Annotated in this window: 21 protein-coding genes and 1 riboswitch; of the genes, 3 read left to right on the top strand and 18 right to left on the bottom strand. The window is 51.1% G+C overall.

The genetic code is table 11. The features are described from left to right. Positions 1-62: 62 nt before the first annotated feature. The 3 genes from DEALDRAFT_RS11755 to DEALDRAFT_RS11745 are packed head-to-tail and all read left to right on the top strand — an operon-like array spanning position 63 to position 2,952. Positions 63-1,262, top strand: a complete 1,200-nt coding sequence (locus DEALDRAFT_RS11755; protein ID WP_008517705.1) for a quaternary amine ABC transporter ATP-binding protein — start codon at positions 63-65, stop codon at positions 1,260-1,262. Further along, on the top strand, positions 1,252-2,094 hold the full coding sequence (locus DEALDRAFT_RS11750) for an ABC transporter permease (protein ID WP_008517703.1): 843 nt from the start codon (positions 1,252-1,254) through the stop codon (positions 2,092-2,094). The genes DEALDRAFT_RS11755 and DEALDRAFT_RS11750 overlap by 11 nt, the downstream gene beginning before the upstream one ends. Positions 2,095-2,100: 6 nt before the next feature. Continuing rightward, the gene (locus DEALDRAFT_RS11745; RefSeq protein ID WP_008517702.1) at positions 2,101-2,952 is read left to right on the top strand and encodes a glycine betaine ABC transporter substrate-binding protein; all 852 of its coding nucleotides are present in this window, start codon (positions 2,101-2,103) and stop codon (positions 2,950-2,952) included. A gap of 33 nt (positions 2,953-2,985) precedes the next feature. Here the strand turns inward: DEALDRAFT_RS11745 and ytaF are convergent, their stop codons facing one another. The 18 genes from ytaF to fmt all read right to left on the bottom strand — a co-directional run bounded on the left by ytaF (position 2,986) and on the right by fmt (position 21,343). Further along, a complete protein-coding gene (gene ytaF / locus DEALDRAFT_RS11740) occupies positions 2,986-3,615 on the bottom strand; it encodes a sporulation membrane protein YtaF (RefSeq protein WP_008517700.1) in 630 nt (209 codons plus the stop codon). 106 nt (positions 3,616-3,721) lie between these two features. Then, entirely contained in the window at positions 3,722-4,546 is an 825-nt protein-coding gene (mutM, locus tag DEALDRAFT_RS11735) for a bifunctional DNA-formamidopyrimidine glycosylase/DNA-(apurinic or apyrimidinic site) lyase (RefSeq protein ID WP_008517697.1), read from the bottom strand. A 14-nt stretch (positions 4,547-4,560) separates the two neighbouring features. Next, the gene (gene polA, locus DEALDRAFT_RS11730; protein WP_008517695.1) at positions 4,561-7,197 is read right to left on the bottom strand and encodes a DNA polymerase I; all 2,637 of its coding nucleotides are present in this window, start codon (positions 7,195-7,197) and stop codon (positions 4,561-4,563) included. After that, on the bottom strand, positions 7,194-7,802 hold the full coding sequence (locus DEALDRAFT_RS11725; protein ID WP_008517693.1) for an anti-sigma factor family protein: 609 nt from the start codon (positions 7,800-7,802) through the stop codon (positions 7,194-7,196). The genes polA and DEALDRAFT_RS11725 overlap by 4 nt, the downstream gene beginning before the upstream one ends. Beyond that, on the bottom strand, positions 7,792-8,421 hold the full coding sequence (locus DEALDRAFT_RS11720; protein WP_008517691.1) for an RNA polymerase sigma factor: 630 nt from the start codon (positions 8,419-8,421) through the stop codon (positions 7,792-7,794). The genes DEALDRAFT_RS11725 and DEALDRAFT_RS11720 overlap by 11 nt, the downstream gene beginning before the upstream one ends. A gap of 29 nt (positions 8,422-8,450) precedes the next feature. Then, positions 8,451-8,918, bottom strand: coding sequence for a 6,7-dimethyl-8-ribityllumazine synthase (gene ribH / locus DEALDRAFT_RS11715; RefSeq protein WP_008517689.1), 468 nt, complete (start codon positions 8,916-8,918; stop codon positions 8,451-8,453). Between the two features lie 31 nt (positions 8,919-8,949). Next, a complete protein-coding gene (locus tag DEALDRAFT_RS11710) occupies positions 8,950-10,155 on the bottom strand; it encodes a bifunctional 3,4-dihydroxy-2-butanone-4-phosphate synthase/GTP cyclohydrolase II (protein ID WP_008517688.1) in 1,206 nt (401 codons plus the stop codon). Positions 10,156-10,171: 16 nt separating this feature from the next. Next, entirely contained in the window at positions 10,172-10,825 is a 654-nt protein-coding gene (locus DEALDRAFT_RS11705) for a riboflavin synthase (protein WP_008517686.1), read from the bottom strand. Between the two features lie 18 nt (positions 10,826-10,843). After that, complete coding sequence (ribD, locus tag DEALDRAFT_RS11700) at positions 10,844-11,947, bottom strand: bifunctional diaminohydroxyphosphoribosylaminopyrimidine deaminase/5-amino-6-(5-phosphoribosylamino)uracil reductase RibD (RefSeq protein WP_008517685.1); 1,104 nt, start codon at positions 11,945-11,947, stop codon at positions 10,844-10,846. A 122-nt stretch (positions 11,948-12,069) separates the two neighbouring features. Beyond that, a riboswitch (FMN riboswitch) is annotated at positions 12,070-12,198 on the bottom strand. Positions 12,199-12,227: 29 nt separating this feature from the next. Then, complete coding sequence (rpe, locus tag DEALDRAFT_RS11695; protein ID WP_008517683.1) at positions 12,228-12,881, bottom strand: ribulose-phosphate 3-epimerase; 654 nt, start codon at positions 12,879-12,881, stop codon at positions 12,228-12,230. 1 nt (position 12,882) lies between these two features. Beyond that, complete coding sequence (rsgA, locus tag DEALDRAFT_RS11690) at positions 12,883-13,740, bottom strand: ribosome small subunit-dependent GTPase A (RefSeq protein ID WP_318026062.1); 858 nt, start codon at positions 13,738-13,740, stop codon at positions 12,883-12,885. 40 nt (positions 13,741-13,780) lie between these two features. After that, on the bottom strand, positions 13,781-15,598 hold the full coding sequence (gene pknB / locus DEALDRAFT_RS11685; RefSeq protein ID WP_008517680.1) for a Stk1 family PASTA domain-containing Ser/Thr kinase: 1,818 nt from the start codon (positions 15,596-15,598) through the stop codon (positions 13,781-13,783). A 31-nt stretch (positions 15,599-15,629) separates the two neighbouring features. Beyond that, positions 15,630-16,370 (bottom strand): Stp1/IreP family PP2C-type Ser/Thr phosphatase, encoded by a 741-nt coding sequence (locus DEALDRAFT_RS11680; RefSeq protein WP_008517679.1) that lies wholly within the window; start codon positions 16,368-16,370, stop codon positions 15,630-15,632. Positions 16,371-16,390: 20 nt separating this feature from the next. Further along, positions 16,391-17,434 (bottom strand): 23S rRNA (adenine(2503)-C(2))-methyltransferase RlmN, encoded by a 1,044-nt coding sequence (gene rlmN / locus DEALDRAFT_RS11675; RefSeq protein ID WP_008517677.1) that lies wholly within the window; start codon positions 17,432-17,434, stop codon positions 16,391-16,393. A gap of 111 nt (positions 17,435-17,545) precedes the next feature. Beyond that, positions 17,546-18,901: a 16S rRNA (cytosine(967)-C(5))-methyltransferase RsmB gene (rsmB, locus tag DEALDRAFT_RS11670; RefSeq protein WP_008517675.1), complete on the bottom strand. Its 1,356-nt coding sequence runs from the start codon at positions 18,899-18,901 to the stop codon at positions 17,546-17,548. A gap of 1 nt (position 18,902) precedes the next feature. After that, positions 18,903-19,613, bottom strand: coding sequence for a zinc metallopeptidase (locus DEALDRAFT_RS11665; RefSeq protein WP_008517674.1), 711 nt, complete (start codon positions 19,611-19,613; stop codon positions 18,903-18,905). Further along, positions 19,588-20,367 carry a DUF116 domain-containing protein gene (locus DEALDRAFT_RS11660; RefSeq protein WP_243441161.1) on the bottom strand — a complete coding sequence of 260 codons (780 nt, stop codon included), beginning with the start codon at positions 20,365-20,367 and terminating at the stop codon, positions 19,588-19,590. The genes DEALDRAFT_RS11665 and DEALDRAFT_RS11660 overlap by 26 nt, the downstream gene beginning before the upstream one ends. 40 nt (positions 20,368-20,407) lie before the next feature. Then, a complete protein-coding gene (gene fmt, locus DEALDRAFT_RS11655) occupies positions 20,408-21,343 on the bottom strand; it encodes a methionyl-tRNA formyltransferase (RefSeq protein WP_008517671.1) in 936 nt (311 codons plus the stop codon). Positions 21,344-21,353: the final 10 nt, after the last annotated feature.

The following is a 21,353-nucleotide window of genomic DNA, read 5'->3' as shown; positions in this document are numbered from 1 at the left end:
TTTAGAGAGTGGAGTACCGGGCTTTTTTTATTTCCGAAATCCACTGGAAAGGATTGATACTTTTGAGCCAAATTGTTATCAAGGATTTATATAAAGTCTTTGGCCGAAATACCAAAAAGGCTATAGAACTTTCCAAATCAGGAATGTCAAAAGATGAAATTATGAGAAAAACCGGCATGGCCATCGGCTTAAACAACATTAACCTGGAAATCAAACAGGGTGAGTGTTTTGTTATTGTGGGCCTCTCAGGAAGCGGAAAATCAACTCTTATTCGTTGTATTAATCGCCTGATAGCCCCTTCTGCCGGCGAAGTCCTCATTGACGGTACGGATTTAACCAAATTAAGTGATGCGGAACTTCGTGAATTCCGCAGAAAAAAATTCGGCATGGTTTTTCAGCGTTTTGCCCTTTTTCCCCATAAAACAATTGCTGAAAATGTTGAGTTCGGATTGGAAATTCAGGACATGGCAAAGGAAGAACGCCACCGTATTGCCTTAGAAACACTGGAAACGGTTGGCCTGAAAGGTTGGGAAGAAAAATACCCCAATCATCTCAGCGGCGGCATGCAGCAGCGCGTCGGCCTGGCACGGGCTCTGGCCCTTGATCCGGAAATCCTTTTGATGGATGAAGCTTTTAGTGCCCTGGACCCCCTGATTAAACGGGAGATGCAGGACGAATTGCTGGAACTGCAGGAACAAATGCAAAAAACCATATTATTTATCACCCATGATTTAGATGAAGCTCTCAAACTGGGAGACAGAATTGCTGTAATGAAAGACGGCTACATTGTACAAGTAGGAACGCCGGAGGAAATTCTGGAATCACCTGCCGATGATTACGTGCAGGAGTTTGTCCAGGGTGTGGATCGTACCAAGGTCCTCACTGCTGAAGGGGTAATGAAAAAGGTGGATGTCTTTGTTACCCCAAAAGACGGACCCAATACTGCCTTGAAGAAAATGCGCGACTACGGCATCTCCACTATTTTTGTTTTGAGTAAGGACAAAACCCTTAAAGGCCTGATTACCGCCGATGCCGCCGCAACCGCCATCAAAGAAAATCAACAGAACCTGGAATCTATTTTAATAACGGAACTGCCTGTGGTAAATCTAGAAACACCGTTGTCTGATATTGTCCCGATTTCTGCTACTGCCAGCTATCCCATCAGTGTGGTAAATGAAAAAGAGCAATTAAAAGGTATTATTGTTCGTGGAGCTTTGCTTTCCGGCATTGCAGGAAAGGAGGTATCAGACCATGTTTCCTAAAATTCCGTTAGGCGATGCTGTAGAATGGCTTATTGCTATGATTCGGACAAACTTCCGTCCAGTTTTGCGCGGCATGTCGGATATTTTATCATCCATTGTTTCCGGGCTTATCAACCTCTTAGGATCTGTACATCCATTAATATTAATTTTACTGCTTTCCTTGTTGGTATGGAAACTTACAAACCGGAAAACAGCTCTGTTAACTCTTTTTGGTTTTCTGCTCATTGAAAATCTCGGGCTCTGGCCTGACTTGCTCATAACATTTGTGCTGGTGCTGGTTGCTACTTTCATCTCACTGGTGATCGGTATACCTCTGGGCATTGCCTGCGCCCGAAGCAACAGAATTAACAGTTATGTAACTCCAGTCCTTGATTTAATGCAGACAATGCCGGCATTTGTTTATTTAATCCCTGCCGTGATGTTTTTCAGAGTAGGCTCGGTCCCCGCAATTGTGGCCACATTCATCTTTTCTGTGCCTCCCACCATTCGCCTAACTAATCTTGGCATCCGCCAGGTACCTACGGAACTGATTGAAGCTGCAGATTCCTTTGGTGCTACACCCAGGCAAAAGCTAATAAAAGTACAGCTGCCGTTGGCATTGCCCACCATTATGGCCGGTGTCAACCAGTGTATTATGTTAGCTCTTTCCATGGCTGTTATCGCTGCCATGGTGGGAGCCGGTGGACTTGGCCGGGTGGTTTGGAGCGGCATTCAGACACTGGATGTGGGCCTGGGCTTTGAAGGCGGCCTGGCGGTGGTTATCCTCGCCATTATTCTGGATCGCATCTCGCATGGATTAATTAATAGAAGTAAAAAAATACAGGAGGGATAACAAACGATGAGAAGTTCTTGGAAAGTATTGTTAGGGGTAGTTTTGGTGGCGGCAATGTTGTTTGCTGTTACCGGCTGCGGAACTGATGACCAAAGTGTGACCCTGGGTTACGTGGAGTGGGACTCCGAGATTGCCAGCACCAACGTGGTAGCAACTGTGTTGGAAGATTTAGGCTATGATGTAGAGTTGATGTCTCTTTCCCCGGCAGTGATGTATACATCACTGGGCGAGGGAGACTATGATGGTATGGTGGCCGCCTGGTTACCCACCACTCATGGCGACTATTTTGCCGAGATTGAAGACAGCGTTGTGGATTTGGGAGCTAACCTGGTGGGTACCCGTATTGGGCTTGTGGTTCCTGAATACGTTGATATCGACAGCATTGAAGAGCTAAACGAAAATGCAGACATGTTTGACGGTCAAATCGTTGGTATCGAGCCGGGTGCAGGACTGCAGCAGGCAACCGAAGTGGTAGTAGAAGAATATGGACTGGATAATATTGAACTGCTCCAGGGTTCCGGTGCCACCATGGCCGCCAGCCTGGCCGAAGCGGTAGAGCACAATGAGCCCATTGTTGTTACCGGCTGGACTCCCCACTGGAAGTTTGCCCGCTGGGACCTGAAGTACCTGGAAGATCCCCTGAACATCTATGGTGGTGACGAATATGTCCACACCCTTGTGCGCCAGAACCTGGAAGAAGATATGCCTGAAGTTTATTCCGTGTTAGATAACTTCAACTGGACTCCCGATGATATGTCGGAAGTAATGGTACTGATTGAAGACGGCATGAATCCAGCAGAAGCCGCAAGGCAGTGGGTTGATGAAAACCAGGATAAAGTAAGCGAGTGGACTCAGTAATCTGAAAAAGCCCCGTTATAACGGGGCTTTTTTCTATAGTCCAAGCAGAGCGGCAACTCCCAGTACCATAAGCGCCAGGCCGGCAAATACAGCAGCCCGCTCTCCGGAAACACTTTGGGAGTAGCGCCGCCCCAGACACAGGCCGGCGGATACCAGAACCAGTTTTGTTACTCCCACCACTACGGATGTGGCCAGCGGGGCAAAACCCATCATGGCTGCTCCGAAACCGGCGGCAAAGGCATCCATGGCCAGGGCTACACCAAGCACCACCGCTTCCTTACCGGTGATTACACCGGAGCAATCAAAGTCGGCCCGGGTTGGTTCACGCAGTACGCCGGAGAAATAATTATATCCTCTGCCTTCATTGCTTTTGACAGGCCGGCTCTTTTCTGCCTCGGACTCCGCCAGGGACTGCCTGATGATGATAAATCCCACTGCCATCAGCATTATTCCCCCAATTATTGAAGCTATCTGGGGACTAAATAATTTGGCAATCATGCTTCCGGCCTGCATGGAGACAAAAACCGACAGCGCAGAAGACAAACAGATAATTAACAGTGACCAGGGGGGGATATGTACCCGGCGCAGCCCGTAAGCAAAGCCGACGCCAAAGCCGTCGAAGGAGACGGCCATTCCCAGCATAATAACAGAGACAAACGGCACTCTTGCTACCTCCTTTACTACAAGTACTATATATTATGGAAGTAGCTAAAAAGAGTGCAAAAGCGCCGGGTTGACCGGCGCTTAAATTAATCTCTTTTAGATTCTGTTAATGTTGACAGCTTGTACAGTAATGAGTGCCACGGCCCGCCACTTTGCTGCGGCTGATTTTTTTTTGGCAGCGGGGACAATCCTGATCACGGCGTCCATAGACCTGCAGACGATTTTGAAACTCGCCCAAAGCGCCCGCCGAATCCCGGTAGTCACTCATGGAGGTCCCCCGGCATTCTATGGCTTCAGCCAATACCTCACGGATGGCTGAAAACAGATGCTGGCGTTCCTGACGGGAGAGGGATCTGGCCTTGCGCTGGGGAAGAATTTGGGCGCGGTGCAGGATTTCATCAGCATAAATATTACCCAGACCCGCCAGAAACTGCTGATTTAAAAGAAGGGCCTTGATAGTTACCGTCCTCTTCTCCACTTCCCGGTTCAGATAAGAAAAATGAAAGTCCGCCGACAATGGTTCGGGGCCCAGGGTGGCCAGGCCTTTAATGTGGTCCAGCCTGCTGATGGGCACCCACCAGATGGTACCGAATTTGCGGATATCGGAAAAGGCCAGGGTACTGCCGTCGGTAAAGGAAAATACCACGTGGGTGTGCTTGTCTGTTACCGCCGCTCCTTCATTAAACACCAGTTGACCGGTCATGCGCAGATGTATAACCAGTACGCTGTCATCATCCAGAAAGATCTGCAGGTATTTCCCCCGCCGGCCTGTGCCGGTAACGCGCTTTCCCGGCAGGCGGGTCATCACATCTGCGGCTGCCGGATCTTTTATGGAGCCGCCATAACCTATTTCCACCGCTGCAAACACTCGTCCGGGAAGGACCTGTTCCAGGCCGCAGCGAATCGTTTCCACTTCAGGCAATTCCGGCATAATGTCACTCCTGTTTACAAATTGACTTTATTCATTTCAGCCCAGTTTAAGCCGGCTTTTACATCCACGGTAAGAGGCACCGCTAACTCCAGGGCACTTTCCATCTGTTTTTTAACCAGCCGGGCCACATTTATTAAGGACTCTTCTTTTACTTCAAAGACCAAATCATCATGAACCTGCAAAACCATCTGCACATCATCCATCCCTGCCAGCGCCTCTTCAACCCGGAGCATGGCCAGCTTGATGATGTCGGCGGCAGTGCCCTGAATAGGAGTATTCATGGCGGTCCGTTCGGCAAAACTGCGCTGGTTAAAATTTTTGGCGTTAATATCAGGGAGGTAGCGTCGGCGGTTCAGCAGGGTTGTCACATATCCGTTCTTTTTGGCATCCTCCACCACGTTATGAATGAAATCCCGCACACCGGGCAGCCTCTCAAAATAACGGCTGATATATTCCTTGGCTTCCTGCCGCGGGATTTTCAGCTGCTGAGAAAGGCCGTAATCACTGATACCATAAACAATGCCAAAGTTTACCGCTTTAGCCCGGTCACGCAGCTCAGGGGTTACATCTTCGGGCAGGACTCCAAACACTTCCGCTGCTGTACGGCGATGAATATCTTCCTCTTTTCTAAAGGAATCGATAAGAACCGGGTCTTTGGATACATGAGCCAGGATGCGTAGCTCAATCTGTGAATAATCGGCGGATAGAAGTAAGTTGCCCTTTTTCCCGGGAACAAATGCCCGGCGCACCCGACGTCCTTCCTCCAGGCGGATGGGAATGTTTTGCAGATTGGGTTCGGTACTGCTTAGCCGGCCCGTTGCCGTCACAGTCTGATTAAAGTGAGTATGTATACGGCCGGTTTGTTCATTCACCAGTTTGGAGAGCCCCTCCAGGTATGTGGTCAGAATTTTAATCAGAGTCCGGTACTTTAGGATTTTTGCCACCACTTCATGATGAGGCGCCAGCTCTTCCAGCACTTTGGCATCGGTGGAATAACCGGTCTTTGTTTTTTTAAGCGCCGGCAACCCCAGCTTATCAAAAAGGATTTGCCCCAGCTGCTTGGGTGAATTGAGATTAAACTCTTCACCGGCCAAGCTGTATATTTCCTGCTCCAAGGCGCCGATTCGCTCCCGGAATTCTGTCTTCATGGCATCCAAAGCCTGTAAATCCACCGCCACTCCGGTCCTTTCCATCCTGGCCAGCGTGTATGCCAGGGGCAGTTCCAAATCTTCATAAAGATGGTCCAGTGAAGCCTCTTTTAATTTTTCATCCAGCAAGGGGTAAAGATCATACAGCGTGCGCACTGCAGCACAGGAAAAATCCCGGTTACAAACTGCTTCGCCCTTTTTCTTTTTGGGCTCCTCAGGCAAAATTCTGTCCAAGTACCTGGCAGCCAGTTTTTGGGGTGGATAACCGTTCTCCAGCGGATCCAACAGGTAGGCGGCAAGGGATACGTCAAAGACAGCAGTATCGGAGGCCACTGCGCTCAGATTATGCCAGGTTTTGGCGTCATAAACCACAGTGAGTGCCTGATGACCGGTCAAAAGCTCCATTATTTTACTCAGCTCATTTTCGCCGGTTATAGGTAAATAGTAAGTTTTGTCCGCCACCGCCACAGAAAAACCTTCCGGCTTCTCCTGCCAGGATACACCCACGGGCAGAACAAGGACAGCCACCTTGGTGGCCTTCTCCATGGCAGCGCGTAATTCGGCATAACCTTCTTCACCTTCCACCAGATAAGAGGGCTCGGCAGTTTCTTTTTGCTTTGTTTCCTCACTTTCCCCGTCTGCGGGAAGTTTCTCCAACAGGCTCTTAAATTCCAGCTGCTCAAAAAGCCGGCGCAGCTCATCGCTGTCCGGTTCCTGCCTGGCAAAATCCTTAATGCTCTCTTCCATGGGCACATCTTTGACGATGGTGGCCAGCCTTTTGCTTAAAAAAGCCTGCTCTTTATATTGTGTCAGGTTCTCACGCAGTTTGCCCTTTAGTTCATCCATATTTTCATAAATCTTCTCCAGTGTCCCAAACTGCTTCAGCAGCTTAATGGCCGTCTTCTCTCCCACACCGGGGACTCCGGGAATATTGTCGGAGGGATCCCCTTTTAAGCCTTTAAAATCAATATACTGCTCTGCCGTTAAGCCGTAGCGCTCCTGCAGTTTATCTTCATTGTAGCGCTCCACCTGGGTAATGCCGCGTTTAGTATAAATCACCTCGGCGGGGATATCCACCAGTTGAAAAATATCGGCGTCACCGCTGACAATAAGCGGCCGGATATCTATGTCCCGGGCGTTTTTAGCCATGGTACCGATAAGGTCATCGGCTTCATAACCTTCTGTTTCCACAATGGGGATATGCAAAGCGGCAAGAACTTCCCTGACATGTGAAATCTGCTCGTTTAACTCACCCGGTGTTTTATCCCGCTTTCCTTTATACTCGCTGTATTCTTTATGCCGGAAAGTAGGGGCCGCTTTGTCAAAAGCCACCACTGCATAATCCGGCTTCTCCTCATCCAGCACTTTTAAGAGCATGGAGGTAAAACCATACACGGCATTTGTATATAAACCCTGCCGCGTCTGTAATAGCGGCAGGGCAAAAAATGCGCGGTACAGCAGGCTGCTGCCGTCAATAATCAGGAATGTGCCCTTTTCTTTCAAGGCAAAGCCTCCCTTCTTTTCTTTACCGCCCACCAAACCAGTCCCACAAAAAGCGGTACCAGTAGAACATTTAAGATAAGCTGCCAATTAACTGTGGCGGTATCTGTATCATCCAACAAAGGCTGGCTGTTCATGTCACCGGCATCCCTGGCATCATCGTCCATGTTATTACCCTGTATCCCTAACTCCTGTGAGGAAACTTCCTCTTCAGCCATACCGAAGGACTCCAAGCGCCCTTCATCTTCAGCAACAATGAGGGGAGCCTCGTCTGCCGTCAGCATATCCGGCTGCAGCGGCAGTACGTTGGCGGCCACCAGCATAATAAAGACAGCGGCGGCAGCAACAAACTGAAACACCCCGGAGCTTTGGCGGGAACGTCTCTTTTGCTCTCCGGAGAGCTCAGCCAGTACATTTTGCCGCAGACCCGCAGGAGGTGTAACCTCTTCTGCCTGCTTCATCCAATCCATTGTTGTCCGCAGTTGTTCCGCTTCCTCCCGGCAATCACCGCATTGGTCCAAATGCGCTTTAAACGCCTGTTTTTCATCTTCGTCCAACAGGCCGTCGAGATATTCACACATGCTTTCACGTACGGCATCACAGGTCATGGCTCAACCCCCCTTTACCTTTTAGATGCACAACCGGTGTAAAATGTTCCTCTTTTTTCAGGTAAAGGTCGCGCAGACGGGCGCGGGCACGATTGAGGCGGGATTTTACCGTCCCGATGTTCACATCAAGTACGGCGGCAATCTCGTCATAGCTGTAACCTTCCAGGTCCCGCATCACCACAACAATGCGCTGCCCGGCAGGCAGCCTGGATAAAAGCTCTTGAATTTCTGCCTGCAATTCGCTGTTAAGCGCCTCGCTTAAAGGATCCGGACCTTTGTCCGGCAAAGTAACGGCAATCTGGCCGTCATCTGTATCCAAAGGCTTATCCATGGAGACTAAGCCAGGCCTTCTCGCCTGACGGCGGCGCTCGTCCAGGCAGGTGTTGGTAACAATGCGATACAGCCAGGTAGAGAACTGTGACTGCCCCTTAAAGGAAGGCAAGGCCCGGAAGGCTTTTAGAAACGCCTCCTGGGCCAAATCCTGCGCATCGGTGTGGTTTCCCGACATGCGGAAACAAAGCGCATATACTTTTTGTTCATAGCACTTCATCAATTCATCGTACGCGGACAAATCGCCCCGTTGACAGCGGGCCACCAGTTCTTTTTCCTTTATGTCCACGCCATCACCCACTTCCCGTTAATCTAGGGTTAACCGATTTTCTTGAGCAGGTCTGCCATCTCAATGGCGCTCATGGCGGCATCCCAGCCTTTGTTGCCGGCTTTTGTTCCGGCCCGTTCAATGGCCTGCTCCAGCGTATCGGTGGTTAAGACGCCGAAAATAACCGGAACTCCGCTGTCCAGGGAAACCTTGGCAATACCTTTGGCCACTTCACTGGAGACAAATTCAAAATGGGGAGTGGCACCACGGATTACCGCGCCCAGGCAGATAACCGCATCATAACGGCCGGTGTTGGCCATTTTCTGGGCTACCAGAGGAACTTCATACGCTCCGGGCACCCAGGCAACCTCAACATTGGCATCTTGGGCGTCATGCCTTTTCAGTGCGTCAAGACAGCCACCTAAGAGCTTGCTGGAAATAAACTCGTTAAAACGTCCGACCACAATCCCAAATTTAAAATCCTTTGCTACTAATTGACCTTCATATAGTTTTGACATTGTAAACACTCCTAACGGGAAATTTTTGTACCTACAGGCACCGTTTTGTTAACATATGGCCCAGCTTCTGCTTTTTGGTAGACAGGTAATCATGACTGTGTTCGCAGGCGGGAATCTCCAGGGGTTCACGTTGTTCGATGGTTAGCCCGTAGCCTTCCAGCCCCCTGATTTTACGCGGGTTATTGGTCATCAAACGGATTTTGCGCACGCCCAGATCCACCAAAATCTGTGCACCAAGGCCATAGTCACGCAAGTCAGGGGCAAAGCCCAGGTCTTCATTGGCCTCCACCGTATCCCTGCCCTGATCCTGCAGGGCATAGGCGCGAATCTTATTAACAAGACCGATGCCCCGTCCTTCCTGACGCATATAAACCAGCACGCCGCGGTCTTCTTCCTCAATCATCTGCAGTGCGGCGGCCAACTGTGAACCACAGTCGCAGCGCTGTGAGGCAAAGACGTCCCCGGTCATACACTCGGAGTGCACACGCACCAAAGTGGGCGCTTCCGGATTAATATCGCCTTTGACAATGGCCAGATGCTCCAGGTTGTCCACGGTGTTGGCATAAACGATAATCTTAAAATCACCGAATTCTGAGGGCAGGTGCGCCTCAGCAGCGCGCCACACCAGCTGGTCCTTGTGCATCCGGTACTTAATTAAATCGGCAATGGTAATAATTTTTAAGTCATGCTCTTTGGCAAAATCCATTAATTGCGGAACACGGGCCATGGTACCGTCTTCATCCATAATCTCGCAAATTACACCGGCAGGATAAAGGCCTGCCAAAGACGCCAAATCCACCGCAGCTTCGGTATGGCCGGCACGGCGCAGTACACCGCCGTCCATGGCCTTTAGCGGGAAAATATGGCCGGGGCGCCGCAGGTCCTGGGGCTTTGTGTTGTCATCCAAAAGCGCCTGGACGGTCTGTGACCTTTCCTTTGCCGAAATACCTGTGGTGGTATCCATGGCATCCACGGAAACGGTAAAGGCGGTACAGTGAGGATCAGTATTGTTTGTTACCATGGGAGGCAAATCCAGCTCATTAATCCTGGCTTCCTGCATGGGAACACAAATCAGACCACGGCCGAACTTAGCCATGAAATTGATGGCTTCCGGCGTGGCCATTTCAGCGGCCATCAACAGATCACCTTCATTTTCCCGGTCCTCATCATCCACTACAATAAGCATCTTTCCCTGTTTCAAATCTTCAATTGCTTCTTCGATGGTATTGAATTTCATCTTTTTCACTCCTCAGTTATTGAAGAAAACCATTGGCTTTAAGTAGTTCCATGGAGATATCTGTTTTCTGCCCGTCTTCCCGGTGTGCAGACAGTAAACGCTCCACATATTTTCCAATCATGTCGTTTTCCAGATTCACCGCATCCCCTTCTTTTTTATACCCCAGCGTGGTAACTGAGGCGGTATGCGGGATGACGGAGACAGAAAATGCCTCGGAAGAGACATCGGCCACGGTAAGAGAAATACCGTCAATGGCCACACTGCCCTTGGCGATAATATAACGCAGTACTTCCGGCGGAGCACTGATGCGATAAATCACCGCATTTCCCTCCGGCCGCTTTTCCACAATGGCGCCCACACCGTCAACATGGCCGCTGACCAGATGTCCGCCCAGCCGGCCTCCCAAAGCCAATGCCCGTTCCAGGTTTACAGGGTCACCGCCCTGCAGTTGCAACAGATTTGTCTTGCGGAGGGTTTCAGGCATTACGTCCGCCACAAATTCCTGAGCGGAAAACGATGTTACGGTGAGACAAACGCCGTTAACGGCTATGCTGTCACCCAGACGCACATCGGTTAGCACCTGTTTTGCTTTAACACTTAACTTCCCCGCATCACCCCGGACCGACAACGTCTTAACAGTTCCCAGCTCTTCTACGATACCGGTAAACATGGCTACCCCCCTTAGTTTTTATTTTTTGTATGCAATGTATCCGGTAATTAATAAATCTGTATCATAATGGCTGATTTCAATATCCTTTACATGCCATGCTTCTTCCACAGTTGCCACACCTGTTCCTCCCACCGGTGTGGGAGCGGTATCGCCACCGAAAATCAACGGCGCCATAAAAAAGTAAACTTTATCAACAAGCCCGCTGGCTAAAAGCGAATAATTGAGCACACTGCCGCCTTCCACCAGTACCGAACTAATCTCATGTTTGCCCAGGTTATCCATTAACAGGTCCAGAGGCACCCTTCCCTCCGGGTCGGCTGGTAGCACTTCCACTCCCACACCTTTGGCCTGCAGTGCAGATATCCGCTCTTGGTCTGCCAGATCCGTAACGAAAATCAGCGTTTTTTCCGGATTTTCCGCCACTACCTTACTGTCCAGCGGGGTGTTGGCCTTACTGTCCACCACAATCCGCAGCGGATTTTTGCCTCCTTCCGGCAACCGGGTGGTGAGGCTGGGGTTATCCGCCAAAAGTGTCCCGATACCCACCATAATGGCATCAGTATGGTGCCGGAGTCGATGACCGAATTCTCGGGAGCGTTCCCCGGATATCCAGCGGGAAGCTTTGGTACGGGTGGCAATCTTACCGTCCATGGTCATGGCAGCTTTCATGGTCACAAAGGGTCGTCTGCTGGTAATATATTTGACAAAAACTTCATTCAGGCGGAGAGCTTTTTCTTCCAGCACACCGCTTTTAACCTTTATTCCTGCTTCCTGAAGTTTCTTTAAACCCAGGCCGTTTACCAACTCATTGGGATCCTGCATGGCCACCACCACTTTCCTGACACCGGCGGCGATAATCCGGTCCACACATGGCGGTGTTTTTCCGGTATGGGAGCAGGGTTCCAGTGTTACATACAGCGTGGCTCCCCGGGCAGCTTCTCCTGCTTCTTCCAGGGCAATGATTTCGGCATGTGGTCCGCCGGCTTTCTGGTGATAACCTGTACCTACCGTTTCACCATCCTTGACCAAAACTGCTCCCACCATGGGATTAGGGCTGGTAGTACCCTGCCCCTGTGCTGCCAGATCAAGTGCCAGCCACATATACCGTTCGTCTGCATCCATTGTTTACTCTACACCTCACCATCATTTTTTTTAAGAAGTCACGCTTATTCAGTTCCCCCAGGCGCGTGGTAGTAAAATAAAAACCCCGGGAATCCCCAGGGTTTTTGATGACATAGGAAACATAACTCCTTCTCCCATCCAGACTATACTGTCGGCTCCGGAATTTCACCGGATCAGCTTAGTGCTCGCGGGCTATACCGCCGGTTCGGAATTGAAGGACTTTGCCTTCTCACCTGACCCTGAAGGAATATCTGAAATTTATTATAGCATAAAGTACGGTTTATACCAACTTTTTTTCTGTCTGCAGCATTTTTATGGCCTGAATCACATCAGGTTCACCAAACACGGCGGTTCCGGCCACCAAAACCGAAGCTCCCGCATCCCGTACCACAGGCGCGGTTTCAGCATTGATGCCGCCGTCCACCTGAATGTCCACGGGGCGCTCTCCCAGCATTTCTCTTAAAGCACGGATCTTGGGAACAGCGGCGGGGATAAATTTCTGTCCGCCGAAACCGGGATTTACACTCATAATCAAGACCAGGTCCACATCATCCAAAACATATTCAATCACCGACAGCGGTGTGGCCGGATTAAGTGCTACACCCGCCTTTACACCTAAACCACGGGTCATCTGCAAAATGCGGTGCAGATGGGTACAGGCTTCTGCCGAAACGGTAATGGAGTCGGCGCCGGCTTTGGCAAACGCTTCCAGATAATTTTCCGGATTCTCAATCATTAAATGTACGTCAAAATAAAGGTCGGTCTTATTGCGCAGGGATTTCACCACCTGGGGGCCCATGGTCAGATTGGGGACAAAATGGCCGTCCATCACATCAAAATGAAGCCAGTGAGCCCCGCCTTCTTCAACTTTTTTAACGTCATCCGCCAGGCGGGAAAAATCGGCGGATAATAAAGACGGTGCAATCTTAACCATATTAATAGCTCCTCTCCTGTGCCATAACTTCTTCCAGAAAGACAAGATAATTATTATAACGGGACGACGCAATCTCTCCTCTTTCCAGCGCGTCCTTTACTGCGCAGTCCGGTTCATTATAATGTTTACAGCTTTTGAAACGACACTGCGGTGAGAAGTCCTGAAATTCAGGGAAAAAGAAAGGAAGTTCCTCACTGGCCACTCCGGAAAGATCCAGTTGACTAAAGCCCGGTGAATCGGCCACCAACCCGCCGCAGTCCAAAGTCAAAAGCTCAACGTGACGGGTAGTATGCCGTCCCCGTTTGGACTTCTCAGATATTTCCGCAGTTTTTAGCTGCAGCCCCGGTTGAATCCGGTTTAAAAGGGAGGATTTTCCCACGCCGGAAGGTCCGGCTAAAACGGTAATTCGCTTACAAAGCTGTTGTTTTGCATCTTCTATACCTTGCCCGTAAAGGGCACTGGTAAACAAAACAGTATAACCGGCACCGCCGTAGAGATCCCGCAAGGCGCTTTCCTTATCATGGGGAAGGTCGTCTTTATTCATGCAGATTACAGACCGTAAGCGCTGGCTCTCAGCCAATACCAGCAAACGGTCCAATAGCTGCAGTGACAGCGGCGGATCCTGAGGTGCACAGACAATCATCACCTGATCCACGTTGGCTACAGGCGGGCGCACCAAAAAAGACTCCCGGGGTTTTACCTCTTCCAAAACTCCCTCCGTCTCGGAAAGGAAGGTGAAGCGGACACGATCCCCGGCATGAATGGTGGTTCCTTCTTTTTTAAAGCGACCGCGGGCACGGCAGCGTACAACGGCACCCTCATCGCTTTGCACATCATAAAAACCGCCTACTGCCCTGATGATTATTCCTTGCAGTGTTCATCACCTCTTGGCCTGCTTTTTAGGGAAATGACTGTGTTTCCACATTATCCTGCCAACGCACTTCCACTTCACCGCTGCCCCAGCCAAATGTCTCAATGGGCTCACCGTCATTGATATATTCTTCGGTGCGTTCACCGTACGCATCGCGGATAATTACCGTCACTTCTTCTTCTAAGGGAATGTCGTCGGTATTTATCCGTATTTCGTGCTGCTCCAACTCAACCTGATCCGGTCCTTTGCTGACGGTTAAATCCACCCGGTCTCCCGACTGTACCTCTTCACCCGGGTCAGGGTGCTGTCCGATTACCACGCCGGCAGCATAATCATCGTTGTGCTCTTCTCTGACATGGCCGATTTCCAGGTCATATAGATTCAGCCAGTTTCTGGCATCATCCAATGTAAGTCCGCGCAGATCACGCAGCTCAAAAGGCCTGCCGCCGATACTTACCTCAATGGTGACAGTTGAGCCACGGGTTATCCGATGACCGCCGCTGGGATCCTGGGAAATAACTCTGCCCGGCGGTTCATCACTGTAACGCTCTTCCACTTCCACTTCAAAGCCGCTGGCTTCCAACTGCAACGTAGCTTCCCGCCGCATGCGGCCCACCACATTGTCCACTTCCACCAAATCCGGACCGGCGCTCAGTGTGAGAATAATTTCTCTGTCCTGCTTAACGGTCCGGTTCGGCTCCGGATCCTGGCGCAGAACATGCCCGGCGGGGACGGTTAAACTGGGCTCCCCTTCCTCGGTTACGCGGTAGTTAAGCCCCGCTTCTCTGAGCATTTGTTGAGCGCGGGTTAAAGGCTCTCCCTCCACATCCGGGACCGTTACATCAGGGACAATCAGGTAGTTGCGCAGAAAAGCAATGCCGAAAATAAGGCCGGCCAGCAACAAAACTCCGGCAATAATGGCCACCCAGTGAATGGGTTTTAGTTTCTTTTTAGTTTTGGGGCGGGACTCCCGCCTGGTTTGGTCAACCTCATTATCGTTTACCGGCATAATGGCCTGGGATTCTTCCCGGCCGGCAAGCCAGTTGGAGAGCTCTGCAGAAATCTCCTTGGCACTGCGGAAACGGTTCTCCGGATCCTTTTCCACCGCTTTGCGGATAATCCGCTCCACCTTTTCCGGTATTTCAGGATTTACTTCCCGTGGACGGGGAAAAGGCTCCTGCAGATGTTTCACCGCAATGGAAACAGGGGATTCACCGCTGAAGGGGACTTGTCCCGTCAGCATTTCATAAAGGACTACCCCCAAAGAATAAATATCTGACTTTTCTCCGGTTTGGCCTCCACTGGCCTGCTCCGGAGAAAAATAATGTACAGAACCCAAAATGGCGCCGTTATAGGTCATGGTGGATGCGGTGACAGCCTGGGCAATGCCAAAATCGGTGACCTTAACCCGCCCGTCTTCGCTGATTAAAATATTATGGGGCTTTACATCGCGATGGACAATTCCGTGCTTATGGGCTTTCTCCAGCGCATGGCCAATCTGAGCGGCATACTCCACAGCCATGCGAACCGGAAGTTCACCCATATCATTTATCAGCTCTTTTAAGGACTGACCCTCGATATACTCCATCACAATATAGTGAATACCTTCTTCAAAGCCAACATCATAGATACTCACAATATTTGGATGAGACAAACCGGCCGCAGCCTGAGCCTCCCTGCGGAAACGACGCACAAAATCCTGGTCGCTCACATACTCAGGACGTAAAACCTTTACTGTCACATGACGGTTTAGCAAATTGTCCATCCCTTTATAGACAAAGGCCGTGCCACCGTCTCCTATTTTTTCAACCACCTGATAGCGGTTCCCCAGAATCTTCCCTATCATTTCCTCACCTCAAGTCCTTCCAGGCAGCTCTTCATGCTTGAACCACAACGGCGGTTATGTTGTCGGTGCCGCCGCGTTCATTGGCCAGAGCCACTAACTTACGCAAAATATCTTCCAGTGGTTCAGCTGCGTGGACAGCAGAGAACAACTCACTCTCGTTAACCAAACCGTACAGACCATCGCTGCAAAGTAATAGAATTTCACCAGGCATAAGTTCAACCTGCTTAATATCAAACTGGGGATTTTCATCGGTCCCCAGAGCCTGGGTAAGAATATTTCGCTGCGGATGATTCTCTCCGTCTTCTTCGCTGATCTGACCGGAACGGATTAGCTGGGATACCAGGGTATGATCAACACTTACCCGGCGAATTTCCTGCTTATTGATACAATAAGCCCGGCTGTCGCCGATGTGGCCCAGCCAAAACTGTCCGGATACACAAAGAACCAACGTTACAGTGGTTCCCATACCGTTATACTGAGAGTTTCCGTTGCCGGCCTCAAGGACGTCTTGGTTGGCCCGGGTCAATACTTCGGTGAGTATAGGCTGCAAGGTCTTTCCCTGCTTGGCAGCGCGGACAACCTCTTCCTCTCTGTCGGCAAGATAGCGGCGAACCATATCCAGTGCCAGCGAACTGGCTACTTCACCGGCGGCGTGGCCACCCATGCCGTCTGCCACGGCAAACAGGCTCAAAGGCCCTTCCTGATGAATAAGATAAGAATCTTCGTTGTTATCCCGCACTATTCCCCGATCACTGATTCCTGCGGCTTTCAATATTTTCACCCCTTGCCTTGTCAGCACTCCCCAAGATATTCGTTGCGCAGCTGCCCGCAGGCAGCAGCTATATCGGCACCCAATTTACGGCGGACGGTAACATTAACACCCTTTTGCCGCAGCGTATCCCTAAACTGCTTCACCGTATTCTGCGGACTGGGCTTTAAGCCCAACTCATCCACAGCGTTTAGAGGAATCAGGTTCACATGGCACAGCCTTCCCTTAAGGAGGGAGGCCAGCTCTTTGGCATGCTCGGTCTTATCGTTTAAACGGTCAATCAGGATGTATTCATACGTTACCCGGCGGCCGGTGGCCCGGCTATAGGTATCACAGGCGCTCAGCAACGGCTCCAGCGGGTACGTTTTATTGACGGGCATAATCTTATCACGTACACGGTTGTTGGAAGCATGCAATGAAACTGCCAGATTCAGCGGCCAGCCCAGCTTGGCTAACTCCTCAATCTTTGGCACCAGTCCTGATGTGGACAAAGTCACATGCCGCAGGCTCATGGCCAGCTTTTGCGGATCACGCACCGCCTCCAGAAAAGCGATGGTTTCCCTGAAATTGTCAAGGGGCTCGCCGGAGCCCATCAGCACCAGGCTTTTTAATTCTTTGCCCCGTTTGCGCAGTGCATTTTTCACCTGCAGGACCTGGGCCATGATTTCAGCCGCCGTTAAATTGCGCACAAACCCGGGTAAGCCGGAAGCACAAAATAAACAGCCCATTTTACAGCCAACCTGGGTGGAAATGCAGGCGCTAAAGCCGATATCATAGGGCAGCACCACCGTCTCCACCGTCTGGCCGTCGGGCAGGGCGAATAAATATTTCTCCGTGCCGTCCTCAGATACCTGCTCAGTCACCACACTCAAAAACCCAGGCACAGCTTTCTGGGCCAGTTGTTCTCGCAAACCCTTGGGCAGGTTGGTCATCTCGTTAAATGTCTGAGCTCCCTGTTGATAAAGCCAGTCCATAACCTGTTTGGCCCGGAAGGCCGGTTGGCCCAGACTTTGGAAGAATTCCTGCAGCTCGCTGGTGGAAAGTTCCAGCAGATTCACTTTGTCCATTTATCTGACACACGTCCTTAAAAGTCTGCAAAATCCTGCACCAAGTATATCAAAATAGCCTTGAAAAAGCAACGCGGCCCCCAAAGGACCGCTGCAGTAGTTAACAAGCTTTTATATTTTTTTAAGCCTGCTGATAAAAAAACCGTCCACCCCATGGATATGGGGCAGCAAATGGATTCCGGTTTTTCCTGCATCCTGCTGCCAGTCTTGTGGCAGGTACGGCCGCAGGTCATCGGGCACCATATCATCCTGATTCTTCAACAGTTCTTCCACCACTTCATCGGTTTCTTCCGGTTCGTTGGTGCAGGTGCTGTAGACCAGGGTCCCTCCCGGTTTAAGAACGGCAGCAGCAGCTTTTAGCATATCGCACTGCACATGGGCCAACTTACGGATATCATCTTCGCTGCGGCGCCATTTTAAGTCCGGTTTGCGCCGGATGACACCGAAGCCGGAACAGGGAACATCCAGCAGGATGCAATCAAAGCTATCCGGATTTTCTTTGGCAATTTCCCGCGCATCAAGGCACTGGGTGCGCACAATATCCACGCCCATTCGCCGGCAGTTGGCCTTAACCAGCTCCAGCCGGTGGGGATGGATATCCAGAGCCAGAATATCACCACTGTTGTTCATCAATTGGGCAAGATGGGTGGTCTTGCCGCCCGGGGCACTGCAACCGTCAAGAACCGCATCCCCTGCCTGAGGATCCAGAACTCGGGAGGTGAGCATGGCGCTCTCTCCCTGGACCTGAAAACGGCCTTCTCTGTACGGGGCCAGTTCGGTGAGCCGTCCGCTGCGGGTTAACAGTGCACCTTCGGGCACAACAGTACTGGGCACAGCTTCAACGCCGGCCGCAGTTAATTCACTTAGTAAGGTATCCCGGTCGGTCCGCAACGTGTTAACACGAATGCTAAGCGGTGCCGCCTGGTTATTGGCCGCCACCAGCTTTTCTGCCTCTTCGGGGCCATAACGGTTAAGCCAGCGACGCACCAACCACAGGGGATGAGAATATCTCACCGACAGATAATTGGCACTGTCCTTCTTTTTGTCGGGCCAGGGCAGATGGTCTTTTTTGCGCAGGGCACCGCGCATCACACCGTTAACAAAAGGAGCCAGGCCCCGTTTCTTCCCTTTTTTCACCAACTCCACCGTGGCATGAACCGCCGCGGCAGGGGGAACCCGGTCCAGATAGAACAATTGATAAAAACCAATTCGCAGAATCTGGTGAATCGGTTTATCCAGCTTCTTTATAGGGCGTCCGCTTACCTTTTCAATTAACCAGTCCAGCGTCAGTTTATAGGTGATGACGCCATAGGTGATTTCTGCGGCCAGCCGCTTATCACGGGGATCCAAAGAATGACTTGATAATACCTCGTCCAGCGCCAGATTAACGTAAGCATCATCTGCCTCCACCCGCTGCAGCGCCAGCAAACTGGCTTCCCTGGCGTCAATTTTACGTTTTCTGGTCATATTAATCTCTGCTGTTGCGCAGAATCAGGAGACGGATTAACTGGGCAAGTGCCACCGCCGCTGCTGCAATATAGGTAAGAGCCGCAGCGTTTAAAACTTTGCGGGTGGGTCCCACTTCCTCGCGGCCAATAAAACCGCCGCCTTCCAACAGCTCCACGGCCCGGCTGGAGGCGTTAAATTCCACCGGTAAAGTGACCAACTGAAAAATAAAAGCAAAGGCGAAAAAGAGAATCCCCACGTCCATTAACCAGTTGAGGCCACCACCCTGGGCGCCGCCTGAAAATATAAAACCGATGAAAAATAACGGCAGAGCCATCCGTGAGCCGAAATTTGCTACCGGGAAGATATTATTGCGAAACTCAAGGGGCACATATCCGTCGGCGTGCTGCATAGCATGGCCCGTTTCATGGGCGGCAATGCCCAAAGCTGCCAAAGAGGAGCTTTGATAAACACCTGGAGACAGCCGTATCACACCGGACTTAGGGTCATAATGATCCGTCAGGTGGCCCTGTCCCTGTTCCACCGGGATATTCTGCAGTCCGGCGGAATCCAGTAGACGGCGGGCTGCCTGGGCTCCTGTAATACCGGAACGGGAGCGTACCTTTGAATATTTGGCGTATGCCGACTTAACCTGTCCCTGGGCCCACATGGCAAAAATCAGCGCCGGAATCAGGGGAATTAACGCCTCAATTGGCAGAAACATGAAATACATTGCCTTCTCCTCCTTGAATAAAAAATAAAATAGCTTTTTCCACCGCATCCGGGTCCACATAAGTGTTAAAGCACGGTCCATGGGGTCGATCGTTGGTTACGCCCAGCACCGGCAGCGGGATACAGTCCAGAATACCGCTGGTTAAATCACGCTCACAGGCCACCGCCACAATAGCGCGGGGGCGCAGCTTCTTTACCGCTTCCCTGGCCAGTGTGCCGCCGGTGGCAATGCGCAGGTGCACGCCGTAACGCTCGCTAAGCGGCAGTAAATCCCCCACCGGGCAGCGGCCGCAGCGGGTACAGTTTTCGGTGTTGGTGGTAATCCGGTTTGGGCATTCCCGCTCCTGCAGGCAGTGGGGAAGTAATATAAGCAGCCGGTCCGGGGTAAGCTTACCCTGCTTTGCTTTAACCAGCTGATTGTTAACCTCCACAAACGAGCGCTGAATTTTGTCCTGGGTTATTTTAAACACCTTACCCAGCCACATCACCACAGGATAAAGCAGGGAAAAGGTAAAATTCATGGGTTTGTTTAAAAAAGTAATGTTCTTCTCCGACACCAGAGACAGTACTATTCCGGCAAAGCCCAGTCCGATTACAATCAAACAGGCCAAAACCGCCACCACCGCCACAATGGTGATGTAGCGCAGCCAGCCTCCGTCCTGTTGGAAAAATGTAAGCCAGATATAACCGAGGGCACCGGCAAATAAAAGCATTGTGGCCGCCAGAAGCCCCAGATAAATTCGTTTTTTAATCACCGGTATCACCTCTTCCTTCTTATTCTACTACAACTTAGCTTTATTTTCCAAGCAATGTTCCCACTGCCAGCTCATTGCCGCGTAAAAAATCACCGGCTGTCATGGGCTTTTTTCCCGGCGGCTGCAGCCTGGTAATCAGATATGCACCGTCTTTTGTGGCCACCAAAATACCTTCACCATCAGCCCGCAATACTTCTCCGCAGCGCTTACCTTTGCCCCCGGCAGGTTTGCCGGACCAGATTTTCAGGCGCTGCCCGTCTATAAAAGTGTACGTCCCCGGCCAGGGATTCATACCCCGGACCCGGTTATGCACTTCTTTTGTGTCCCGGCACCAGTCAATTTGCTCCTCCTCCCGGGTAAGGGGAGGAGCCGCCGTGGCTTTGCTCTGGTCCTGGGACACCCGGGGAGCATCGCCCTGCAGGATTTTTTCAATGGCCTCCACAATCAGGTCACCACCCACAGCGGCCAGCTGATCATGGAGCTCTCCTGTGGTAAGTTCATTGGAAATGGGGACAGCCTGCTGCAGAATCATATCGCCGGTATCCATGCCCTCATCCATATGCATAATGGTTATACCGCTTTTTTCATCTCCGGCCAGAACTGCCCGGTGAATGGGCGCCGCTCCGCGCCAGCGGGGCAATAGCGACGCATGGACATTAAGTGCAGCAATTTTAGGTACCGCAAGGACGGTTCCCGGCAGAATACGCCCGTACGCTGCGGTCACCAGAAAATCCGGCTCCAGGCTTTTCAACCACTGCAGAAACTGCTCATTTTTAATTTTTTGCGGCTGCTCCACCGGCAGGCCCAATTCCTGAGCCACTTGTTTTACAGGTGGTGCCATCATCTTTTTGCCCCGACCGGAAGGCCGGTCCGGCTGGGTTACCACCGCCACCACGGTAAAGGCGTCATGAAGCTTACGCAGCGTGGCCACGGCAAAATCCGGTGTGCCCAGAAAAATAATTTTCTTATTCTTCATTGAATCCTCC

Source organism: Dethiobacter alkaliphilus AHT 1 (assembly GCF_000174415.1).
Lineage (GTDB): Bacteria > Bacillota > Dethiobacteria > Dethiobacterales > Dethiobacteraceae > Dethiobacter > Dethiobacter alkaliphilus.
This window is presented reverse-complemented; position numbering and strand designations above follow the sequence as displayed.

Excerpts from the sequence above, each read along its gene's own strand:
- ribD (WP_008517685.1), bottom strand. The coding sequence starts at position 11,947 with ATGGATGCAGACGAACGGTATATGTGGCTGGCACTTGATCTGGCAGCA.
- rsmB (WP_008517675.1), bottom strand. The coding sequence starts at position 18,901 with ATGACCAGAAAACGTAAAATTGACGCCAGGGAAGCCAGTTTGCTGGCG.
- ribH (WP_008517689.1), bottom strand. The coding sequence starts at position 8,918 with ATGTCAAAACTATATGAAGGTCAATTAGTAGCAAAGGATTTTAAATTT.
- rlmN (WP_008517677.1), bottom strand. The coding sequence starts at position 17,434 with ATGGACAAAGTGAATCTGCTGGAACTTTCCACCAGCGAGCTGCAGGAA.
- DEALDRAFT_RS11665 (WP_008517674.1), bottom strand. The coding sequence starts at position 19,613 with ATGTATTTCATGTTTCTGCCAATTGAGGCGTTAATTCCCCTGATTCCG.
- DEALDRAFT_RS11725 (WP_008517693.1), bottom strand. The coding sequence starts at position 7,802 with ATGACCTGTGATGCCGTACGTGAAAGCATGTGTGAATATCTCGACGGC.
- fmt (WP_008517671.1), bottom strand. The coding sequence starts at position 21,343 with ATGAAGAATAAGAAAATTATTTTTCTGGGCACACCGGATTTTGCCGTG.
- pknB (WP_008517680.1), bottom strand. The coding sequence starts at position 15,598 with ATGATAGGGAAGATTCTGGGGAACCGCTATCAGGTGGTTGAAAAAATA.
- DEALDRAFT_RS11705 (WP_008517686.1), bottom strand. The coding sequence starts at position 10,825 with ATGTTTACCGGTATCGTAGAAGAGCTGGGAACTGTTAAGACGTTGTCG.
- DEALDRAFT_RS11745 (WP_008517702.1), top strand. The coding sequence starts at position 2,101 with ATGAGAAGTTCTTGGAAAGTATTGTTAGGGGTAGTTTTGGTGGCGGCA.
- mutM (WP_008517697.1), bottom strand. The coding sequence starts at position 4,546 with ATGCCGGAATTGCCTGAAGTGGAAACGATTCGCTGCGGCCTGGAACAG.
- rpe (WP_008517683.1), bottom strand. The coding sequence starts at position 12,881 with ATGGTTAAGATTGCACCGTCTTTATTATCCGCCGATTTTTCCCGCCTG.
- DEALDRAFT_RS11750 (WP_008517703.1), top strand. The coding sequence starts at position 1,252 with ATGTTTCCTAAAATTCCGTTAGGCGATGCTGTAGAATGGCTTATTGCT.
- DEALDRAFT_RS11710 (WP_008517688.1), bottom strand. The coding sequence starts at position 10,155 with ATGAAATTCAATACCATCGAAGAAGCAATTGAAGATTTGAAACAGGGA.